The 22,943-nt window shown below is 46.5% G+C and carries 14 protein-coding genes and 1 pseudogene; 13 read left to right on the top strand and 2 right to left on the bottom strand.

Features of this window, described 5'->3' with window-relative positions:
* Nucleotides 1-9 precede the first annotated feature (9 nt).
* The 13 genes and pseudogenes from I5P96_RS02610 (at nt 10) to I5P96_RS02550 (ending at nt 19,485) form a co-directional block, all read left to right on the top strand.
* Nucleotides 10-3,684 (top strand): DUF6079 family protein, encoded by a 3,675-nt coding sequence (locus tag I5P96_RS02610; RefSeq protein WP_223382969.1) that lies wholly within the window; start codon nt 10-12, stop codon nt 3,682-3,684.
* 53 nt (nt 3,685-3,737) lie between these two features.
* Complete coding sequence (locus I5P96_RS02605) at nt 3,738-6,293, top strand: DNA methyltransferase (RefSeq protein WP_223382968.1); 2,556 nt, start codon at nt 3,738-3,740, stop codon at nt 6,291-6,293.
* 14 nt (nt 6,294-6,307) lie between these two features.
* Nucleotides 6,308-7,450 (top strand): SAVED domain-containing protein, encoded by a 1,143-nt coding sequence (locus I5P96_RS02600; RefSeq protein ID WP_223382967.1) that lies wholly within the window; start codon nt 6,308-6,310, stop codon nt 7,448-7,450.
* On the top strand, nt 7,451-8,599 hold the full coding sequence (locus I5P96_RS02595; protein ID WP_223382966.1) for a nucleotidyltransferase: 1,149 nt from the start codon (nt 7,451-7,453) through the stop codon (nt 8,597-8,599).
* The gene (locus I5P96_RS02590; RefSeq protein ID WP_052665613.1) at nt 8,556-9,059 is read left to right on the top strand and encodes a hypothetical protein; all 504 of its coding nucleotides are present in this window, start codon (nt 8,556-8,558) and stop codon (nt 9,057-9,059) included. Before I5P96_RS02595 ends, I5P96_RS02590 begins: the two co-directional genes overlap by 44 nt.
* The gene (locus tag I5P96_RS02585; protein ID WP_223382965.1) at nt 9,056-11,728 is read left to right on the top strand and encodes a DEAD/DEAH box helicase; all 2,673 of its coding nucleotides are present in this window, start codon (nt 9,056-9,058) and stop codon (nt 11,726-11,728) included. Before I5P96_RS02590 ends, I5P96_RS02585 begins: the two co-directional genes overlap by 4 nt.
* Before the next feature lie 3 nt (nt 11,729-11,731).
* Nucleotides 11,732-13,192, top strand: a complete 1,461-nt coding sequence (locus tag I5P96_RS02580; protein ID WP_223382964.1) for a PglZ domain-containing protein — start codon at nt 11,732-11,734, stop codon at nt 13,190-13,192.
* Nucleotides 13,185-13,889, top strand: coding sequence for a hypothetical protein (locus I5P96_RS02575; RefSeq protein WP_223382963.1), 705 nt, complete (start codon nt 13,185-13,187; stop codon nt 13,887-13,889). The genes I5P96_RS02580 and I5P96_RS02575 overlap by 8 nt, the downstream gene beginning before the upstream one ends.
* A gap of 706 nt (nt 13,890-14,595) precedes the next feature.
* Nucleotides 14,596-15,468: a DUF3990 domain-containing protein gene (locus I5P96_RS02570; RefSeq protein ID WP_223382962.1), complete on the top strand. Its 873-nt coding sequence runs from the start codon at nt 14,596-14,598 to the stop codon at nt 15,466-15,468.
* Nucleotides 15,469-15,474: 6 nt separating this feature from the next.
* A complete protein-coding gene (locus I5P96_RS02565) occupies nt 15,475-15,930 on the top strand; it encodes a hypothetical protein (RefSeq protein WP_118553417.1) in 456 nt (151 codons plus the stop codon).
* A 578-nt stretch (nt 15,931-16,508) separates the two neighbouring features.
* Entirely contained in the window at nt 16,509-17,126 is a 618-nt protein-coding gene (locus I5P96_RS02560) for a Type 1 glutamine amidotransferase-like domain-containing protein (protein ID WP_005930833.1), read from the top strand.
* 264 nt (nt 17,127-17,390) lie between these two features.
* A pseudogene (locus I5P96_RS02555) lies at nt 17,391-18,873 on the top strand (recombinase family protein).
* A gap of 363 nt (nt 18,874-19,236) precedes the next feature.
* Nucleotides 19,237-19,485 (top strand): hypothetical protein, encoded by a 249-nt coding sequence (locus tag I5P96_RS02550; RefSeq protein ID WP_097770686.1) that lies wholly within the window; start codon nt 19,237-19,239, stop codon nt 19,483-19,485.
* A 161-nt stretch (nt 19,486-19,646) separates the two neighbouring features.
* Here the strand turns inward: I5P96_RS02550 and I5P96_RS02545 are convergent, their stop codons facing one another.
* Both I5P96_RS02545 and I5P96_RS02540 read right to left on the bottom strand, forming a co-directional pair.
* Nucleotides 19,647-22,082 carry a homocysteine S-methyltransferase family protein gene (locus I5P96_RS02545; protein WP_223382961.1) on the bottom strand — a complete coding sequence of 812 codons (2,436 nt, stop codon included), beginning with the start codon at nt 22,080-22,082 and terminating at the stop codon, nt 19,647-19,649.
* The gene (locus I5P96_RS02540) at nt 22,069-22,758 is read right to left on the bottom strand and encodes a vitamin B12 dependent-methionine synthase activation domain-containing protein (RefSeq protein WP_223382960.1); all 690 of its coding nucleotides are present in this window, start codon (nt 22,756-22,758) and stop codon (nt 22,069-22,071) included. The genes I5P96_RS02545 and I5P96_RS02540 overlap by 14 nt, the downstream gene beginning before the upstream one ends.
* Nucleotides 22,759-22,943 lie beyond the last annotated feature (185 nt).

The following is a 22,943-nucleotide window of genomic DNA, read 5'->3' as shown; positions in this document are numbered from 1 at the left end:
GATAAAACGGTGAAGTACTCTGACTTGATCAGCTTTAACCCGATTGAGGATGTTATTCAGCTTGTGACAGCGGATGACAGCAATAAGGCACGAGAGTATGTGAAAACATACATAATGTCAGACGCGATGGTACAGAGCTTGAAAAGCCCTGTGCTAGAACAGCTTCAGATGGATGAAGTTGTTGACAACAAGGGTGTCCTCGTTGTGGGTAACTACGGTACTGGTAAATCGCATTTGATGAGTGTTATCTCAGCAATTGCAAAAGATGCTGATAACTTGCAATATCTCCAGAATAAGAAATTTGCTGAAGAAATGGAATGTATTGCAGGTAAATTTGAAGTCCTTCGCATCGAAATCGGCGGAACAAGAATGTCCCTGTATGACGTGATCATGGGATATGTTCAGGATGACTTTGATGAGCGTGGCATTGATTTTGATGTGCCAGAGTATAATAGTGTACGAAGCCCTAAAGCTGTTGTCAAAGATATGATGGCAGCATTTTCGGCAAAATATCCGGATAAAGGCTATCTGATTGTTGTAGATGAGTTCCTTAGCTACTTATCTTCTCGGAATGAACGTGAAATCGTTTTGGATCTGGAATTTTTCCGTGCGCTGGGTGAGATGTGCTCCAAGAGCAAGCTTCGAGTTATCTTTGGCGTACAGGAAAAGATTTTTGACAATCCTCGGTTCAGTTTTGTATCGGATAATTTGAAGCATGTCTCTGATCGTTTTACACAGATGATCATCACCAAAGAGGCAACATCTTATGTTGTGTCTGAGCGTATTTTGAAGAAAACGCCGGAGCAGAAGGCTTTGATCCGTAAGCATCTGGAAAAATTCTCGATGCTTTACACAGGCATGTCTTCCCGGATGGATGAGTTTGTGGACCTGTTCCCAATCCATCCGTCCTACATTGACGTGTTCAACAAAATTTACCTGATAGAAAATCGACATATTCTGAAAAACATCTCGATGACAATCCGCGACATTTTTAACCGTGATGTGCCAGAGAACGAGCCGGGCATCATCTCTTTTGATAATTATTGGCCTGCAATCAAATCCAACGGATTGCTCAAGAGTGACGTAACCATCAACCGTGTTGTTACTGCCAGTGGACAGCTGGAGGATATCATTAACCGTGCATTCCCTAAACCCGCATACAAGCCGCTGGCAATTAAAATTATCTATGCACTGAGTGTCCATCGTCTGACTACGAATGGCTTGGATGTACATTTCGGACTGACGGCAGAGAACTTGAAAGATGATCTTTGCTTGTTCCTGACGATGCCGGAGCAGGATGCGGACTTCTTGCTGGCTCTAATCAAAACTACGTTGAAGGATATTATGACCACGGTATCCGGTCAGTTTATTATCTATAACGATGCTAATAACCAATACTACATTGATGTGGATAAGGTTGTTGACTATGATGAGAAAATCAAACAAAAAGCTTCCATCATGGCAGATGGCGAGCTGAATCGTTATTTTTATCAACTGATTTATAGTTGCCTTGATTGGGACGCAAAGCAGTATGTTCCAGGATTTGAGATTTACCAGCGTGACCTGAACTGGGACAGCCATAACATTTTCCGTGAGGGCTATCTATTCCTTGGTCTGCCGGGAGAGCGCAGTACTGCACAGCCGGAGCGCGATTTCTATATCCATATCATGCCGCCATATAGTACCGGCAGTATTGCGGTGAAAAATCTGGAGGACGAAGTTTACTTTTTCTTCAAATCTACCGCAGAGTTCAAGGAAATTCTGGGAATCTTCTCTGCTGCGAATGCACAGGCGCAGATCAGCGAAGGCAAAGATAAGGATGCGTATCTGAACAAAGCAGCGATGAACCGCAAAAAACTGATCAAGTATCTAAGTGAAAACAAAAACACTTGCTTTGATGTCCAGTATAAAGGGCAGAAACGCAAGATGATTGAAGTGCTCCGTGGACGTTATAATCGGGATATGGACTTCAAGGATACTGTTGATCTGGCAGCTTCCTTGTGCCTGGATGAATATTTCTGCGGCAAGTATCCGGATTGTCCTATGATGAAGACGAAGGTAACCCGGAAGAACATAGAAGAAAATGTTCGGCAGGCATTTGATTACTTTGCCGGTCGTAAAACGCAGATTGCGACCTTGATGCTCCAGAGCTTTGGCGTTCTGGATGGCGATAAGATTCGACCGGAAGGTTCCAAGTACGCAGCCTACTATATCAATCAACTGAAGCAGTTGCCGCCGCAGGGCGTTATCAATTATTCGGATATCTTTGATGTCAAATATGATGACCAGTACGAAGATAAGCATTTCAAGATTAACTATCTTTTTACACCGATCATCTTTTTGTCCATGGTATATGCGGGCTATGCAACGATGACTCTGCGCAATGGCACTGTCCTGAGTGCATCGAATCTGGATACGGTGCCTCGCATTGGTGTCCTGGACTTGTATGAGTTCAAATATCTGGCACGGCCTGCACAGATGGCAATGGCAGAGTTGAAAAAGCTCTTTGATGTGCTGGAAATCAATCCGGCTTTGCTGGACAACCCAAATGATCGCGATGAAGGCGTCAAGCAGTTGCTGAAAAAGGCACAGGATACGAGCAACGCTGCTGTTCTTGCAAACCAGAAACTGAATAATGGCCTTGAGCTTTGGAATGAACCGCTTGTGGATGCGCAGCATATAATCGCTATGCAGAAAGCTTGTGCAGCGGTTAAGGATGAATTCAGCAATTATTCTGCACGGTTCAATACTCCGGCGAAATTGAATAACTTCACGCTGACTTTTGATGATATTGATAAGCTGGCAGGGCAAATTGCATTGATCAAGGCAATTACGGAATATGTAACCTTCAAAACGGATTGTGCAAACAATGTCTCTTATATGAGCAACATTGAGTTCATCGACCTTGGCGCAAATTTCAAACAAAGACTGGAAGCGGCAAAAGACGAGTTTCGCTCCGCGCGTGACAGCATCCTGACCGGTGCATCCGGCGAAGCAGCAGCGCAGAAGGTCAATACCGCGCTGGAAAAGGTCAAAGAAGAGTATATCGGCATTTATTTTGAAGAACATAAGAAAAAGCGTCTGGACATTGACGATGCAAAGCGACGCGGTAAATTACAGGAGAGCCTTGCACTGGCAAATCTGCGAAAGCTGCGCGGCGTTGAAATCCTTTCGGTAGCCAAACTGACAAAGATCGAGCAGGACATGGCAAACCTGAAGGTCTGCTATGAGTTGACCCCGACCGAACTGAAAACAACCCATATCTGTCCGCATTGTGGCTATCACCTTGGTGATCCGGTGCTGAATGTTGCAGGTCAGCTGGACAATCTGGATATTCGGATTGATGATCTAGTAACGGAGTGGACGCAGACTCTATTGAATACGATTTCTGACCCGATTGTGGCAAGCCAGAAAGAGTACTTGAGCGCAGAACAGCAGAAAGCGATTGATGACTTTACTGCATCTGGTACTTTGCCGAAGCGTGTTGACGATTTCTTCATCAAGGCGATTCAGGCATTGCTGAAGGGCTTTGAACCTGTGGTAGTGGATGCAAAAGATTTGATGGACAAGCTGACGAAGCTGCCGCCGATGGATGAAGCTACCTTCAAACTGAAACTGAATGAGCTGATTGCTGGCTATACCAAAGGCAAAGACGAAGGTAAACTCCGCATTATTGTCAAATAAGATTGTGCAAGTGCCGCTTGCACAATTCAGAAAACGAAAGCGAGGAAACAGCTATGGAACGCAGAAAGCTGACCAAAGAAGATATAGATAAAGTGCGCAACATCGAAGGCTTTCCAATTGGTACAGATGAGGATATCATTGCGCTTTCGGATGCGCCGTTTTATACTGCCTGCCCGAATCCCTTCATCGAGGACTTCATTAAGGAGTATGGTACTCCTTATGATGAGGCAACGGACAATTATCACAGAGAACCATTTGCAGCAGATGTAAGTGAGGGGAAAAACGAACCGATTTATATGGCACATAGCTATCATACAAAAGTTCCGTATAAGGCCATAACTAAATTTATAGAGCATTATACAAATCCAGGGGATTTGGTGTTTGATGGATTTTGTGGAACGGGCATGACAGGTGTTGCTGCAAGGGCACTAGGGGAAAAATCCTTTTATGTTGATGCTTACGAGGATAACAGCAGACATGCAATTGTTAGTGACTTATCCCCGGTGGCAAGTTTTTTGGCGAGCAATTATAACTCATTAATTGATCCTATAAAATTTCAAACAGAAGCAATGGGCATAATTGACGAATGCGAGAAAGAGTTTGAGTGGATGTTTCAGACTGAACATCATATGGATTCCACCGTTGCTCAAGCAACATTGCAAACTCTATCAGGAGAAAAGGCTTACGGTAAAATCAACTATACAGTACTATCAGATGTATTTATCTGCCCTACTTGTGGAAATGAAATTGTATTTTGGAATGCTGCAGTTGACCATGAGAAGGGTAAAGTAACAGATGAATTTGCATGTCCGCATTGTGGAGCCTTGCTAAAAAAGAAGGACTGCAAAAGAGCTAAAGTTAAAGTGTTTGATGATGCTTTGGAAAAGATTGTTGAACAGTCGAAACTTGTGCCGGTTCAAATTAATTACAGTTATGAAGGTAAGCGTTATACTAAAGAACCAGATGAGAATGACTTTGCATTGCTGAATAAAATTGATAGTTTTAAGATACCGTATCCATATCCAATTGCAGCTTTGCCGAAAGGAGATAAAACGACCGATCCATTTGGAGCAGATGTTCGGTATGTGCATCAGTTTTACACGAAAAGGACTCTTGCGGTGCTGGCAGCATTTGCATATAAAGCACGTGGGAAAATATGCCATATTTTAGTTCACTCAGTCGCAATGGTCAATACAAAAATGTATAGATATCGTTGGGCTGGTGGATTTGCTGGTGCTGGTGGTGGCCCACTTTCCGGGACATTATACATACCATCTTTAATTAAAGATATAAATATCTGTAAATCGCTAAGGGACTACGCTAACAAAACGATTAAAGCAAAAAATATTTTGGCAAAATTTCCTGAAACCGGCCTTGTTTCAACTCAGTCAGCAACGGATTTGAGAAATATTCCCGATAGTAGCTGTGATTACATTTTCACTGATCCTCCATTTGGTAATAACTTGATGTACTCTGAACTGAACTTTATTTGGGAAGCGTGGCTTCATGTCGTTACTAATTGTCTGCCTGAAGCGATAATTAACAATACACAGGGAAAACATCTTGTAGAGTATCAATCACTGATGACTAAAGCATTTTCAGAGTTTTTTCGTATATTAAAGCCAAATAGGTGGATGACAGTCGAATTTCATAATTCAAAAAATAGTGTCTGGAATGCAATTCAGACAGCTCTGCAAAGGTCTGGTTTTGTTGTGGCGGATGTAAGAACTATTGATAAGAAACAAGTAAGCTTTAATCAAGGTAAGGGTGCATCGCAAGCCATTAAGCAAGATCTGGTTATTTCTGCATATAAGCCAAGGGATAGTTTCAGACGCGATATTTTAGACAAGGCAGGAACTGCAGAAACAGCATGGGATTTTGTACGCCAACACCTTGCAAATATACCTGTTGTCGTTGTAAAGAATGATCGTATTGAAGTTGTTGCTGAACGTCAGGCGTACCTGCTCTTTGACCGTATGGTTGCCTACCACATTATGCAGGGTATCCCTGTGCCGTTGGATGCTACCGACTTTTACCGTGGCTTGGATGAGAAGTTCCTGAAACGTGATAATATGTACTTCCTGCCGGATCAGGTCAATGAGTACGACACTGCCCGTATTACGACCGAAGTAGAGAATATCCAGTTCGAGCTGTTTGTTACGAATGAGAAGTCTGCTATTTCCTGGCTGTATCAGCAGTTGGATGAGCAGTTCTGTGGCCCGCAGACCTATGCAGAGCTTCAGCCGAAGTTCATGCAGGAAGTCAAGGCCGTGGATAAATATGAGCAGATGCCAGAGCTTGCTACCATTCTGGAAGAAAACTTCCTGCAAGACGAGAAAGGCCGCTGGTACATCCCGGATGTGACCAAGGAAGGCGATCTGGTCAAGTTGCGTGAGAAGAACCTGTGGAAGGAATTTGAAGGCTACATGAACAGCAAGGGCAAGCTGAAGCTATTCCGTTCGGAGGCCATCCGTGTGGGATTCTCTCGCCTTTGGAAAGAAAAGAACTATAAAGCCATCGTTGATATCGCAGAGCGTCTGCCGGAGCAGACCATTCAGGAGGATTCTAACCTGCTAATGTACTATGATATCAGCCTTGGAAGAGTGTAAAAGGAGCGTTGCCTATGGGGAAGAATGAATCATCTGAAATCAAGAGAACACCAATTCGCGAAGCAGTAAAACTGCGCTTGTGGGGAATGGCAGCAGGCAGATGCGAAATTTGCAACAAACTGTTGTATTTGGATTCACATTATGGCGATGATGCTAATTTTGCCGAAAATGCCCATATTCACGCAGTTGGTAAAACAGGACCAAGACATGCTGATGATATGACGCAAGATGAAATAAATAACATAGACAATTTAATGCTTCTTTGTGCCGAGCATCACCATTTAATAGATACTAAGCCTGAAAGCTACCTGTCGGATTTTTTGATTGTACAGAAGAAGGCTCATGAAGACCGGATTCGGAGATTAACGGAGATTCAAGATGCTGATTCTTGTAAGATGGTGACATTCTTCTCAAATATAGATAATGTAGATGTGTTTAATGCAGCATCTGTACTTAGGAGAGCCACTGTAAAATGTGGTCTTTATCCAAAACAGGATGACCCAATAGAATTGCATAATGGATTGGTCACAAAATACATACCATCAAAGGATATTATGCAATTTCAAGCAGCTGAACTGGAAGGCCAAGTCAAACAGTATTTTGGTAGCATTGTAAAGAAGGAAGATGTTGTTGCATTATTTGCGCTTGCTCCGCAACCACTTCTTTTCAAATTAGGCTATTTACTTTGTGACCAGCTAAATGTTCGTGTCTTCCAGTGCCATCGCGAGGGAGATAAATGGGCATGGCCAGATGATCAGTCAACAGTGGATTTTCAAATCCATCAGTCAAAGGCTGATTCTGAAACTGCGGTGGCATTGGTTATTGATTTGAGTGCTGAAATTATTGATCAAAGAATTGAAAATACATTGGGCGAAAAATGTACCATCTATCATCTGACTATTCCGGAGCCAAATCGCGTGTTTGTCAAGAATCCTCAGATTCAAGATAGTTTTGTCCGTACTTTTCGGCTGGCAATGGAAAGAATAAAGAATGATAATCCTAAGGCAAAGGAAATCTGCTTATTTCCAGCTATGCCTGCATCGCTTGCAGTTCGTGCAGGTATGGATATCATGCCCAAAGTGGATTTGCCAGTTAAAATCTATGATCAGCTTTCACAGAAAAATAGTTTTGAAGAAACGATAACGATTGGAGGGTAAATGATGTATACCAAAGAAGCGTATAATAGCCTGCTTAAATCGACAGCTCAGAACATTGATATTAGCGATGAAATGTTTGAGGCGGCAGAAAAGACCTATAAAGATCTTGGAAAATGGATAGATCAGGAGACTCCTGATTATGAAATTAGTATTTATCCGCAAGGTTCGTTTGCCCTTGGAACTGTGGTTCGTCCAATTACAAATGCAGATGATTACGATTTGGATATTGTCTGTCAATTCAAGAGTCAATATGGCTTGACGGCAAAGGAACTTAAGGTTGATGTGGTTAAACCACTGCTTGTTCGTTATAAAAAGACGAGTAGAGAAATTGAAGAAAAAAAGAGATGCTGGCATGTTGAATACGATGATGTTCCAAACTTCCATATGGATGTTATTCCAGCTCATACTTATGGGAGTGTAATCCGTATAACTGATCATAATGAAGACGATGACACTTATGATTATTTAGGAAGCAATCCGGCAGGCTATGTGAAATGGTTTTTCGATGCTTGCGCAAAGCAACGTAACAGATTATATGAACAATATATCAAGGATCATCGTACAGTTGTTGCGCAGGCTGATGTCGAAGATGTAAAGCGAAGAAAGGTAAAAACACCATTACAACGCGTTGTACAGATTCTTAAACGGCATCGAGACATTAAGTTTGCAGATGACAATAGCGGTAATAAGCCCATATCAATTATAATCACAACAATAGCGGGAAGGCTGTATGAAGAAGAGGATAATATTTACGATGCTCTTTTCAATATCCTTTCTAAAGCTCCTTCTTGGATTATGGATAACCGCAAAGATCAGCAATTTTACATAGAAAACCCAAGTTATAAAGGTGAAAACTTTGCTGACAAGTGGAATACGCATCCGGAACGTGCTACTGCATTTTTACAATGGTTATATGCTGCGAGGAAAGACCTGGTCGATGGAAGCCTTTTGCAATATAACCGAATTGAAATGGGAAATCATCTAAAAGAATGCTTTGGTAGCGAGACCGGAAAAGCTGTTTTTAACAGTGAAGCAGAGACAGTGAAATCAGCTATTGCAGCGGGAACCTTGAAAGTAGACACATCGACAGGAAATATATCAAAATATGGCACAGTTTCAGTTCCACCAGCACATCACTTTGGCGCGTAAATATTTGAAACCTAAGCCTATTTCGTTGGTGAATCAGCAAATACAGATGCAGTATTTGTACGATAGGCTACTGGTAGCAAACTATATTGAGGATTCCATGCTTGTATGTATTTTAGATATACAGCCGTCCTCCGAGTCTCAAGTGTATAGAATCAAAATTACTTATAAATTGAGTGATGGAGCACCAAAGGCATGGCTGATTTCGCCACCATTACAAAAATATGAGGGAAAATATCCACATCATAAGTACGGCAAGGATGATAGCGGAAATTACCAACTGTGCGTTTATTACCCTAAATATAAAGAATGGAATCAGCAAATGTATATTGCAGATTCGTTTGTGCCATGGGTCTGTACATGGCTGAGTACTTATGAATACTGGCTTGTGACCGGAAAGTGGCACTACGATGAAATGTTTACAGGCCGAAATCAAATTAAGGAATGGAAGAAAGAGAAATGATAGCTGTCGGGGATTTCGTTTTTGACACAATAGAAAAAGCAAATGTGCAGGTTTTGGAGAAGATTGAAGCATGGGGCTATACTTCTTATAAGGTCTTTAATCCGGCAACCGGTCGGGTGTATAAGGCAAATGAGGAACAGCTTAGCTCATCGGGCAGTACGATGCAGTACGATGAAAATTATCTGCGCTATGTTACGCTGCTCTCTAAAATCAAAAACGAAACTGCAGGTGGTTTCCTTTCTTCTCTTGCCAGCGGGATTATTCCGTTGCCGCACCAGCTCCATGTGTTGAACCGCGCAATGGAGACCAACAACATTCGCTATATTCTGGCGGATGAAGTTGGTCTTGGTAAGACGATTGAAGCTGGGATGATCATCCGAGAATTGAAGAGCCGTGGTCTTGTCAGTAGGATTCTCGTTGTCTGCCCGACTGGTCTGGTGACCCAGTGGGCAAGCGAGATGCAGGAAAAGTTCCATGAGAAATTTCAAGTGATTTTACCTTCCGATTATGATACGATTCGCCGCCTGACGGATAATGATGATGTGTATGGTCAGTTCGATCAGGTGATTTCCCCAATGGATTCTATCAAGCCGATTGAAAAACACGCCGGCTGGAGCGAGGAAAAGGTTGAAAAGTACAATGAGGAACGAATCTATTCCATCATCAACAGCGGATGGGATCTGATCATCATAGATGAGGCACATCGTGTGGCAGGCTCCTCCGGCGAAGTGGCTCGCTACAAGCTGGGAAATTTACTGGCACAGGCAAGCCCATATCTGCTGCTGTTGTCAGCAACACCGCATAATGGCAAAACTGAGCCATTTTTGCGGCTGATTCGTTTGCTGGATGCGGATGCTTTCCCGAATGCCAAATCTATTGTCCGAGAACAGGTTGCTCCATTCCTGATCCGCACGGAAAAGCGCGAGGCAATTGACAATAATGGTAATCTGTTGTTCAAGAACCGTATCACGCATCTTGTGACGATTTCATGGGACGAACGCAATAATTTGCAGCGGGAACTGTATGAGATGGTCAGCTCCTATGTCGCAAAGACCTATAACAAAGCACTGCGCAATCGCAAGAAAAATATGTGCCTGATCTTCCTGTTGATTATCATGCAGCGCATGGTGACGAGCAGTACGGCGGCCATTCGACAGAGCCTGGAGCGCAGATTAAATGTTCTTCTGGAGCAGCGCACCTGCGTTGGTGATTTAAGGGAAGAAGATTTGGACGAATTGAACATTGAGGATGGTGTTGAGGATGCTCTTGAAGCGATTTCTTTGGATATGGAGTTGGAAATCGAAGAGCTGAAGCAGATTATCTCTCTTGCAAAACAAGCACAGTTCCAGAATCAGGATGCAAAAGTAGAGCCGCTGTTGAATGAGATTGATGCTATTCTGAGTGAGGATCGCACACAAAAGGTTATTATTTTTACAGAATTTGTTGCTACGCAGACTTATTTGCAGGAGCTGCTTGTGAATAGAGGCTATACGGTAACGATTCTAAACGGTGGCATGAGCATTGACGAGCGAAATGCTGCCATGCAGGAGTTTAAGACCAGTACCAGTATTTTTATTTCGACAGATGCCGGTGGCGAAGGTCTGAACTTGCAGTTTGCCAATATTATCATCAACTATGACCTTCCGTGGAACCCAATGAAGATTGAGCAGCGATGTGGTCGTGTTGATCGTATTGGTCAGCAGCGGGATGTACATATTTACAACTTCATTGTGGGCGAAACGGTAGAGAACCGTGTCCGTGAAGTGTTGGAAGAAAAGCTGTCCGTTATTCTGAAAGAGATGGGCATTGATAAGTATTCCGATGTTCTGGACAGCGAAGTAGCAGAATGTGACTTTACGGATGTATATATGCGCTCCATTGGTCATACTTCACAGGTAGAGAAGAATCTGTACCCAGTTGAGGAAGAGATGAAGCAGCAGCTTACAAATGCGCAGAAATATAAAGATGTGATCCGAGAAGAGAAAGACTTGACAAAACTTGTCGGAACAGAGTCGAATTTCGATGTAGACAGTGCGCTCCGCACAATGCTGACCTATTATGAGTGCTGGCAGGGGCATGACCCGCGTTTGATTGACCGCATCAGCATTGCAGATGAAGAAATCACACAGCATTTGAAGACGGAGTTGGTGCAGGATCGGACGGCACCGCTTATGTCCATCCAGATTGATAACTTCCCCAATGAGGATGGCTATTTTATGCTTTGGGAGTTGTCTATCTCTGAAAAAGAGAGCGGAAAGCGGATTTTACCGATATTTGTCAACAGCGCAATGATATTGCGACCGATGGCAGGAAAGCGTATTATGGATGTTTTCCTCGATGGAAACAGCAAGCTCAGGGTTTCATCTGCGCCGAATGTGGATGCGGAAATTTATTCTAAGCTTGAAAAAAGTTGCATGGATTTTGCCTATGACACATTTGTTGAATTAAAAGAGAAGCAGATGCAGCAGAATGAGGAGAGTTTCAAGAAATATATGTATGCTTTGGAGCTGAGGCAAGAGGCTGCGGAACATATTGGGATTGAGAATATTCGGAGAAGCCGCCTGCAAAAGTTGCAAAAAGAAAAGGCCAACATTGAAGCACAGCACAGGAAAGGCTCACAGGTATATCCAGATTTTAGGTTAATTATGATGGCAAGATTGGAGGCGTAACAGATGTTTGGAGACTATGTGTTTGAAAAAACAGCTGCACAGTATACGAAAAAAATACTGCTTGTTGATGAAGATCATCTGGAAGAAAAAGCGCATTATAGTGCGGTGTTTCAGGCACATGGCTTCAGGACTGTTGTGTATACTGATGATTTGAGCTTCCGGGTTAATAATACAAGCCTTCTAAATGGAGAGGAAAAGCTTGTGATTCTGGTACAGCCGGGTGTTTATGTGCCATATGATATTCGGAAAAAATGCCGGGAGGAAGAAATTTCGTTCGAGACATTATTTCCAAAGTTGAATAGCGTAGTTTTGCGAGAAAGCAATAATCTGGATTTGGATCTTCTTACCCTGGCATATCAGAGTGATTTTGAGGAATACCATGAACGGAAACAGACGGAAAAGTTTCTTGGTCTCAAAATGTATGCTCGCGAAAATGTAGAGTCATATTTGAAAGATTTATATGATTGTGTACTGAATCAATCAAAAAAAGTCAAAGATTATAAGGTATGGTTCGATCTCGCAGAGAAAAAAGCGCAAATTGACGTAATGGCTGTAGAACACAATGTAGAAATTGACACGTCGGAGTTAAATCGGATATTTTGCGCCTATGCTATGAAATATTTTGGAAAGTTGTCTTCAGAGATCAACCTGAAATCCCCGGTCCTGGTAAGCAATGCAATGGACTATATCCATGACCATAGCGAAAAAGCAGCAATTATTGTAATGGATGGTATGTCGGAATTTGACTGGACGATATTAAAAAGATCGTTTACAGGAATTTGCTATTGCCAAAGTGCAGCCTTTGCTATGATTCCGTCTACAACGTCTATTTCTCGCCAATGCCTACTGAGTGGGAAGTATCCCAGTCAGCTGATTGAACCGTGGAAACAAAGTAAGGAAAAGAATGAATTTTACGAATGCGCAAGAAAATATGGCTATAGGGACAATCAAATAGACTATGAACGAGGATATGATGCAAGTTTTTCGGCATTTGTAAAGTGTGGTGCTGTCATTATTCTTGATATTGACGAACTGGTTCATGCACAGTATCAGGGACGTGTTGGAATGTTGAATGATGATATAGTGCTGATGAAACAAAATAAGCTTGCAGGGCTGACAAAAAGATTGTTGAAGGAAGGCTTTGATGTCTATATTACAGCTGATCATGGAAATACGCCTTGTACTGGATTGGGACGATTGACTGGATCAGGAGTTGAAGTTGAAACGAGAAGCCATAAAATGGTAGTCTTGAAGAATTTTGCAAATAAAGACAGTTTGATAGAACGATATGGCCTTTTAGAATATCCAAAATACTATTTGCCCAAGGATTATGACTATCTAATCTGTGATGTGGGGGATTCTTTGGATATCAAAGGTGAAAATGTAATGACGCATGGCGGGATTTCGCTTGACGAAGTGGTGGTTCCGTTCATAATCGCGAGGACGGAGGATTATCATGGCTAAAATGGTTGGGTTGTCAAGGAAATTGAAATTGCCTTGGTTGAAATATACGGTTGACTTAGTGGCAGACGGAACATCGGAATCAGAGATTAAAGATAAACTCAATGAGTATTTGAGCTATGAGATTGAAAGCCCAACGGTTCTTCGTAAGACCAGAGAGATTTTGATGAACATCTGGGTTTATGATAATCCATACAGCTCCTGCTTAAAGAGCGAGGCAGTACAGCTGATAGAAAAATACCCGGAATACGCGGTGAATATCAACTGGTGCATGATGTTGGCAGCATATCCGGTGTTTCTTGATATGTGCAAATTGATTGGTAAAATGTCGGAATTTCAGGATGAAATTACGCTTGCCCAGCTGAAGCAAAAGTTATTTGATGAGTGGGGAGAAAGAACAACTTTATACCATTCGATTGATAAATTGATTGCAACACTGAAGGAATTTGATGTGCTGCGTTGCGAAAAGCCGGGAAAGTATTATATTAACAGAATGGTAGTAAATAATGAACAAATCAGTGCATTTATGGCATATGCAGTGATGAATATTGATGACAGTGGATACTACTCTTTTCAAGAATTGAATGATTCAGTATACCTGTTTCCATTTGAATATCATGTTGAAAAGGAAGCTGTTGTTTCGGATGGTAGATTTTCAATCAGTACATTTGGTGGTGAGATTTCGATTTCTCTAACCTAAAATTGAGATATGAGATTAAAGATTCCGAGAAAGAGAAGCTTGTGGTACGATTTCAGAAAAGCTTAATAGGAATATCTACCAGGATGGTAATTATACCAAGAAGAGACCATTGATGTGAACGCCGATAATTGACTGCGGGTGACGTGCATGATGAAAATAGTGAGAAATATGATCCGGTGTAAAAAGTGCAGGGACGTTATTGAAAGCTGCACTGTGCATGATTTCAAATTTTGTTCTTGCGGATCGTGTGCAGTCGATGGCGGGCATGAGTATCTCCGTAGGTGTGGAAACCCGGAAGACTGGGAAGAATTATCTGAAACGCAAAGTGTAGATGATTGAAAATTAAGTTGAACACGATCTTTGAAGCAGAAGCTCAGCGGCAAGCAAAAAGCTCTTGACCTTTAATAAAGAGGCCAAGAGCTTTTTATATCTTGTTTTGGAACATAAAAGAAGGTACAATGGTAATGCAACTGTGAAAGACCAATTTGGGCTTATAAAACAAAAAATTCTGCTTTGGAAGTGTTTGGATTTGTATGACATAGATGTATTTTAAAGGTGCCGTTTGTATAGGACCATTTTATTCTTTGAATTATCACTACACTTTTCCGCTTATATTAAAGAAGGTAAGCCGGTAATACTTGACGTATGATATAACATTTGCTACAATAAAATTGAGGACAAATGTTATACTTGCGGGAGGTGCCCGATGAACACAGTCTTTGAGATTCGTTCAGCTTTACAATGGAGCCAGTCGAAGTTGGCGGATAAAATCGGGGTATCTTTTGCAACCGTAAACCGCTGGGAAAATGAAAAATCTACGCCGAATCGTCTTGCACAGGAGAAAATGCTTGCGATTTGCGAAGAACATCATATCATGTTGGCTGAAATTATACACGATGCTATTATCGGAGATGCTGCAGAAATCTCTGCTATGCATCCGGATAAAATGGTTTTATACCATGGCTCCAAATCAGGCATTCAGGGGAAAATCAAACCAGCCAGCCGTGACCGCTGTGACTTCGGAGCTGGATTTTATATGGGAACTGATCCGCTCCAGCCGCTTACGCTGATCTGTGACTATGAGCAATCTGTTTTTTATATTTTATCGGTTGATCTTCATAGCTTAAAAACTTTGGATGTTCCGGCTGATATTGAATGGGCTATGCTGGTAGCATATCATCGTGGTAGAATGGAAGCCGCACGAGGAACGAAGTTCTTCCAGAAGTATCAGGAGCTGGATAAAGGCTATGACATGGTGATTGGCAGCATTGCAAATGATAGAATGTTCTATGTTCTGGATAGCTTTTTTGAAGGAACGATTACCGATACGGCATTGGTGAAAAGTCTGTCTGCTCTGAAACTTGGACGTCAGTATGTTGCTATTACGCAGAAAGCCTGTGATGCGGTCAAGATTGAGCGTGAAGTCCAATTGCTTTGGATGGAACGGCAGGCACTGAAGAAGTCCAGCGAGCAGAACCGTAGCAATGGCATTGCATTTGCAAACCAAATCTGCAAAGAGTATCGTAGAGAAGGCCGCTTTTTTGATGAAATCCTTGATGGTGCAAAGCAGAGAAGGTGAAGCGTTATGGATCTGATTCAATTGAAACTATGCGATATTCAGGGCCGCTTGTTTGAGCTTTCTTTGCAAGCAGGCTATGACAGCGAGGATTTCATGAAGCGGTTCATGCGCTCTAAGGTTGCCCGTGATCTTGATTCAGAGTACAACCGGATGCAGTGGGCGGGAGAAGAATATCTTCTGGAGGAATTTGCAGACGAGTGCCCTCAGACGCAAAAGGGCAATGCCCGGTATGATAGAGAAGTAATGTATTGGACAGGCTACCTTTACCGTTATTGGCATATTCTGACCAACGAACCCAGCAGGGAGATTTATGCGCAGGCTCCGGCGAAGACCATGAACACAAACTATCTGATGTTCCACACCATGGCTCCAGAGCTGGCAATTGAAGACTTGAAAGAACTGCACCAACAAAAGAAACAATCTAAAAAACAAAAATCGAGAAAACCAGAACAGCAGATTTAGTGCCAGGTAAAAACTGCCATTTGTAGCAGATCTGTAGCAAATCGAGCCTATTTAACGAATTATCGTTCTAAAAAACGAAAAGTCATTATGCATCACACGCAGGGGGTCTGGGGTTCGAGTCCCTAATTCTCCACCATACAGTTCGTACTCGAACCCGATTCTTTATGAAAAAGGGTTCGGGTACGTTTTTTGTTTATCGGAGGTTCTGCGGAAGGACTACTCGGAACGGTAAACGAGCAAAGGCAGGGTATCATCGTGGTGATGGTATCCTGCCTTTTGTTTTGCGGGATCAAGGTCGCTTTGTGCGAACTTGATCGTCCCCCTATATGGCGCGTTTGGGGGTAATCGCTGCGTACGTGCGTACCGGGAGCCTGTACACCTCTGACAAGGTGTAACACACTAGACTTTGTGCCAAAGTCTGTGTGCCAAGGGGCCAAGCCCATTAGAATCCCTGCGGAGCGTGTACGCACGTACGCAGAAAAATGGCAAAATTTCACTATATCGGGGTGTTCTTTCATGGAGGAGTGTGGTATACTCGGCTTAACCCAGTAAATCGGAGTTTGACGAGGTAAAAGAATATGAATGGAAAACATCTATTTCTTACATCTGCAGGGTTGACCGATAAGATGAAAGAGAAATTCTTTGATATTATTGGAAAGTGTCCGAAGGATGTGAAAGTGCTTTATATTCCAACAGCTGGCATTGAAACAGATGGTGCAAGAGAGTCGCTTGCAATATGTTTTCATGAACTCTTTCTAATGGGAATTCAGTACGAAAATATATTAGTGTACAATCTGGAATTAATTCTTTCAAAAGACTATCAAAGAACCTATTCTTCGTATGTTACAACCCCGTTTATGCTTACAAGGCTATTAACTTTTGAAGAATTAAACCAATTTGATGCTGTTTTTGTCAGTGGTGGTGATGTATCTGTGCTTTGTCGTGAAATGTCTAGAACTGGTTTTGATAGAATACTTAATAATGCAATTAAAAACGGACTTATATATGTCGGAATCAGTGCAGGAAGTATGTATGCGGCGGGAAATTTAACAGATGGATTACATATTATTGACAATCCTATTATCCCCCATTGGAATGGTTCTGAAACAACAGTATTACCGAACGGCAAAGATGAGATTAAGCTTGCTGATGGAAAAGCTGTTTATGTAGAGGATAATTACATGAGTGTAATATGATGCACATGTAGGATTAGTCAAATTCCAGTTTGCTGTACTCGTTCCTAGCAGGGTTTGGGGCAGGCACGCCCCAACAAGAAGCTGTCCCAAAGGGGCAAGAATTTTCAAGAATTGAAAATTTGTGGCCACGGGACGATTCTTGCTCTCAGCTTTTTCGCTGCGTTTCGCAATTTTCACATTTCAATCTGCTCGCAGATTGTTGACAAGCTGCGCTTGACCCGATACTATAAAGGCAAGTCGAATACACGCCAAGGAGGTGCAACCATGACCGCCGTGATCTACGCCCGCTATTCATCCGACAGCCAGCGTGAATCGTCCATTGAGGGACAGCTGCGCGACTGCAAGGACTACGCCGAGAAGAACGGCATCACTGTGGTCGGCACCTACATTGACCGTGCCTACTCTGCCAAAACGGATGACCGCCCGGACTTTCAGCGGATGATCAAGGACAGCGGAAAGAAAATCTTCGACGTAGTTCTGGTCTGGAAGCTGGACCGCTTTGCCCGGAATCGGTTCGATGCCGTGAACTACAAGTACCAGCTGGAAAAGAACGGTGTCCATCTGGTGTCTGCCATGGAACCCATCTCGCAGGGGCCTGAAGGCATTATGGTGGAGAGTATGCTGATTGGCATGGCGGAATACTATTCCGCCGAACTCGCCCTGAAAGTGGCGCGCGGTGAGCGCGAAAACGCCCTCCAGTGCAAGTACAACGGCGGTGTGGTGCCGCTGGGCTTTACCATCGGCAAGGAGGACAGGCTGTACCATATCGACCCGGAGACGGCTCCCATCGTGCAGGAGATTTTCACCCGGTACGCCGACGGCGAACCGGCTGAGAAGATTGCAGCATCCCTGAATGAGCGCGGCCTGCGTACCCGCACCGGGAAGCCGTTCGTAAAGAACAGCTTCTTCCAGATCTTCCGCAACCGCCGCTACATCGGCGAATACCGCTACAAGGACATTGTGACGCCGGGCGGCATTCCGGCTATTGTTGACCAGGATTTGTTCGACCGGGTGCAGCAGCGTTTCGAGCAGAACAGGATCGCCCACGGTCGGCCTGCAAAAGAGGATGTGAGCTATCTGCTGACCACTAAGCTGTTCTGTGGCAAGTGCGGCACCCTGATGGGTGGCGAAAGCGGCACCAGCCACATGGGAAACACCTACTATTACTACAAGTGCGGCAACGCCAAGCGCCACGGCAAGGCGCACTGTGACCTGAAGGCTATCCGCAAGGAGCCGCTGGAACGGTTCGTGGTGGACACCGCCATTAAGGTGATCTTCAGCGATGAAATCATCGAACGGCTGATAGATTTGGTCATGGTAGCCCAGCAGCAGGAGAACACCCGGCTGCCTGTTCTGAAAGAGCAGCTCCGGGATACGGAGAAACGGCTCGCAAACCTTCTGGAAGCCATTGAACAGGGCATCCTGACCCCGACCACCAAGCAGCGGTTGGACGAGCTGGAAGCCCGGAAAGAAGCCCTGAACACCAGTATTTCTGGAAGAAGAGCTGAAAAAGCCCGTCCTGACCCGTGAGTGGATTCGGTTCTGGCTTGAAAAATTCCGCAAGGGTGACGTGGGCAGCACGGAACACCAGCGGCAGATCATTGATACCTTTGTCAACTCGGTCTACGTCTTTGATGACCGGGTCGTACTCAATTTCAACTTCACGGATGATGCCAAGACGGTTACCCGTGAAGAGGTTTTAGGTTCGAGTGCTGTGGACAATGCTCCACCAAACAAAAGCCTCTAACGAAAGTTAGAGGCTTTTTTGTTGCATCTGCCGCTGTCTCATGTCAGAGCAGGACGGTACAGGACTCGAACAGGGCGGCTCTGACGACGCCAGTCGGCAGAGTAAGCAATCAGCCCAGTGGGCTGTTGCTTAGCCCGCGGTTCCTGGACCCGTAGGAATGTCTACCAAGGTCGTACGAACCCGATTCCTTATGAAAAAGGGTTCGGGTACGTTTTTTGTTTACCGGAGGTTTTGCGGTGCGTGTACGCACGTACGCAGGAAAATGGCAAAATTCCACTATATCGGGGTGTTCTTTCATGGGGGGAGTGTGGTATACTCGGCTTAGTTCAACAAATCGGGAGTTATATGTGGAGGAGGATTATTATGAATACAGTTAGAATGATTTTATGTGGAAATGTTGAAGATAGCAGAATGAATCCAAGTGAAAAGGTAGGAGTAGTATCAGTGGTTTTTGTTTCTACAGAGGAGGAAAAAATTAGGAATAAACTTAAAAAATTGCAAGATAAAAATCCTGAAAAATTTTATATGGAATACGTTACTCCATTAGATGTTGACTTAACAAGTTTAGAGCACTATCCATCGATTGAAATATCAAAAAATGATTTACAATAACAACTTCCAGTTTGCCGTACTCGTTCCCAGCAGGGTTTGGGGCAGGCACGCCCCAACAAGAAGCATCCGCCTTGCGTCCGTAGTCATTTTGTGATACGGTAGTGAATACTATGAAAGGGGCTGCTGCACTGGCTTTTCGCCTTGTGCAGCAGCCCCTTTTTTTAGACCCCGAAAAATTCCTTGGCGATATCAGCGCTGCGCTTGGCGTCCTTCGCATACCAGTCGGCACCGATCTTTTCGGCGTATTCCGGCGTCAGGACGGCACCGCCGACCATGATCTTGCAGTCCAGTTTGGCTGCATGGAGGGCCGCAATGGTCTCTTCCATGCTCTTGAGGGTGGTCGTCATCAGGGCGGACAGGCCGACCAGATGCACGTTCTTCTCCCGGACGGTGTTCACGACCGTCTCCACCGGCACGTCGCGGCCCAGGTCGATGACCTCAAAGCCGTAGTTTTCGAGGATGACCTTCACGATGTTCTTGCCGATGTCGTGGACGTCCCCCTTGACCGTGGCGATGACGATGCGGCCCTTGCTCTCACTGGTGCCGCCCTTTTTGGCAATGGCCGTCTTGATCTCCTCAAAGGCGCTCTGGGCGGCGCTGGCCGCCTGCAGCAGCTGCGGCAGATAGAGGGTGCCCTTCTCGTACTTGTTGCCCACGATGTCCAGCGCCGGGATGAGGGCTTCGTCCACCAGTTCCAGCGCTTCCTTCGTCTCCAGCAGGGCGCGGGTCTGGGCGGCAGCTTCGCCCTTCAGGCCCTTTTCCACCGCCTTGATGAGGGGCGCATAGGGGCCGGAGACTTCCGCCGCGCCGCCGGGCTGCGCGCCCTGCGCCGCCACGGCGTTCTGGTTCGCCTGCGCCAGCGCCGTGGCGGCAGGCACCCGGTTCGCATACCGCTCGATGTACCGGGTGCTCTGGGGGTCCCGGTTGGTCAGAACGTTGTAGGCGTAGACCGCCGCCATCATCTCCTCGCTGGACGGGTTCATGATGGCGAGGTCCAGCCCCGCGTACATGGCCATCGTGAGGAAGGTCGTGTTCAGGTAGGTGCGGCAGGGCAGGCCGAAGCTGATGTTCGACACGCCCAGGATGGTCCGGACGCCGAGTTCCGTCTTGCAGGTGTGCAGGGCCTCCACCGTGGCGAGGACATCCTTCTGCTGGGCGCTGGCCGTCAGGGTCAGGCAGTCGATGTAAAGATCCTCCTGCGGGATGCCCGCTGCCAGCGCCGCTTCCTTGATGCGGCGGGCGATGGCCACGCGGTCTTCCGCTCCGGGCTGGATGCCCTTTTTGTCAATGGCCAGACCGACGACGGCGGCACCGTACTTTTTGCAGAGAGGCAGCACCTTTTCCAGCACTTCCGGCTCGCCGTTCACCGAGTTGACGATGGGCTTGCCGTTGTAGACCCGCAGACCGCGTTCCAGTGCATCGGCGTGGGAGGAATCCAGCTGCAGCGGCAGGCTGACCACGCTTTGCAGGGCCTTGACCACCTGTTCCATCAGCGCGGGCTCGTCCACACCGGGCGCACCCACATTGACGTCCAGGATCTGCGCCCCGGCCTCGGCCTGGCTGACCGCCTGTTCCAGAATATAGTTCATATCCCGTTCGCGCAGGGCCTGCTGGAACCGCTTTTTGCCGGTGGGGTTGATTCGCTCGCCCACCACGGTGATGCCGTCCACGTTGACACAGCTGACCGGGGAGCAGATGACCGACTGCATGGGGTGGTCGGGCTGGCCGGGCTGGCAGTCTGCAAACACACCGTTCAGCAGCCGGATGAACTCCGGCGTCGTGCCGCAGCAGCCGCCTGCCGCAAAAAGATGCAGTTCCCGGTAGGGCTTCATCTGCATGGCGTAGAGCTGCGGGGTGATGTCGTAGCCGGAGCCGTCGGCGCGGGGCAGGCCCGCGTTGGGCTTGACGAAGACCGGGAAGCTGCCGGGCACGGCCTCGGCCAGCCGCTTTGCCATCGGGAAGATCTCCCTGGGGCCAAGCGAACAGTTGATGCCGATGGCATCCGCTCCCAGACCGCGTGCGGTGGCCGCAAAGCTTTCGACCGTGCAGCCGGTGAAGGTGCGCCCGCCCGCCTCAAAGCTCATGCTGGCGAGGATGGGCAGGGTGCTGTTCTCTTTGGCGGCCAGCAGAGCAGCCTTCAGCTCGTACAGGTCGGTGAAGGTCTCAAAGAAGATGAGGTCCGCCCCGGCGGCAGCACCCGCCCGGACGATGCGGCCAAACTCGGCCACGGCATCTTCAAAGGTCCGTGTACCGTTGGGCTCCAGCAGTTCGCCCAGCGGGCCGACGTCCAGCGCCGCCAACGCGCCGTAGGGCGCACAGGCCCGCTTGCAGTTCGCAATGCCCGCCGCGATGACCTCTTCCAGCGTGTATGCGCTGCCCGCCAGCTTGTGGGCTGACGCACCGAAGGTGTTCGCATTGATGATGCGGCTGCCTGCGGCGGCATACTGCGCATGGATGCTCTCGATGAGGGCCGGGTCGGTCAGGTTCAGCTCCTCCGGGCGGGCACCCAGCTTCAGGCCGGCCGCCTGCAGCATGGTGCCCATGCCGCCGTCCAGCAGGATGGTATTCGGTTGGCTAAACAGTTCATTCACTTGCACAGGTGATTCCCCTCTTTCGATATTCGCAGCGGGTGCGCAGCACACAGTGGCCGCACCCTGCCAGATGCCCCCGGACCGGATGATCGCTGACGCCCAGCAGCGCCGTGACGCTCTTGCGGGGCGTCATCAGGTTGCTGTCCGTCACGCAGAGGCCCGCCCGGCGGGCGGTGTCCAGTGCTGCGGCCACCAGCGGCTGCACCGTGATGGGCCAGTCGCCGTAGCCGGGCGAATAGCGGCCCGTCAGATACTTGCCCTGCCCTGCGGCCCACTGGCGCAGCTCCGCCTCGGCGGCATCCGCCATCTGCTCGGCCAATGCCGAGCCCAGCGCATCCGACGCCACCCCGGCCGCGATGTCCCCCACCCCGGCCCGGCGGATCTGCGCATCCACACCGGGGCCAAGGGTCACGGCCAGCAAAACGGCATGGCTGCAGCCGGTCAGGTGGCGGAAGACGTCCTCCCCCAGCAGAAGCCCGGCTTCGGCAAGGCTCTGCACATCCCCTTCCAGCCAGACGGCGCGGGGTGTGGCCGCCGCCAGAAGGGGCACGGCACATCGTTCTAATAAAGAAGCCGTCGCTTCATCCGCCGGGCCACGCTGGCCAAAATACCGCGCGGCCTGCTGCAGATCAATGGCGTCCGGCTTTTCCAGCACGAGCGGACGACTTGGCCCGATGGACATCCCGGCTCCCCTCCTTCATAAGACAAAAGAATAGATTCAGTATACAACACGAAGGGCAGACGGTCAACCAAAAATGCCGCTCTGCGCCGCTGCAAAAAAGTTTGAAGATTCTTCCATAAACCTATTGACAATCTGGGTAAATGGGGATATAATGCAACCATCCAATCCACCAACTTGGTGGGAAA

This window comes from Faecalibacterium prausnitzii, from assembly GCF_019967995.1.
In the GTDB taxonomy this organism is placed as follows: Bacteria; Bacillota; Clostridia; order Oscillospirales; family Ruminococcaceae; genus Faecalibacterium; species Faecalibacterium prausnitzii_E.
This window is presented reverse-complemented; position numbering and strand designations above follow the sequence as displayed.